This window comes from Streptomyces mayteni, from assembly GCF_054783955.1.
On sequence record NZ_BAAGPR010000316.1, the window covers coordinates 1 to 515 of the forward strand.

Consider the following 515-nt stretch of genomic DNA (forward strand, 5'->3'; position numbering starts at 1 on the left):
GTAACAATTGAAGGAACATATCTAGGAGACCATACACTTATTGTACAAAAGGGACTAACAATGGGAGTTTCTCTATTTATTGTAACAGAAGCATTCTTCTTCATTTCAATCTTCTGGGCATACTTCCACTCATCTCTAGCACCAACTGTAGAACTAGGTAGCCAATGGCCACCAGCAGGTATCGAAACACTGAACCCATTTGCAGTACCTCTACTAAATACAATCCTACTACTATCAAGTGGTGCTACAGTAACATATGCACACCACGCTCTAATTTATGGAAACCGACGAGCAACACTAATTGGAGTAGTACTAACACTAGTACTAGCAACAGTATTTACACTACTACAAGGATTCGAATATGCTAACGCAGGATTTACAATTGCAGATGGAGTATACGGTACATGTTTCTACTTCGCTACAGGATTCCACGGGGTTCACGTTATTGTAGGTACTCTATTTATTGGAGTAGCAGCTTACCGAATTTACGCTTACCACCTAACATCAGATCACCA

At 40.2% G+C, this 515-nt stretch carries 1 protein-coding gene; it reads left to right on the forward strand.

The annotated features are described in order from the left end of the window. Positions 1-515: cytochrome c oxidase subunit 3 (locus ACYVPE_RS40045; RefSeq protein ID WP_461038761.1), on the forward strand; the 515-nt coding region annotated here is incomplete at both ends.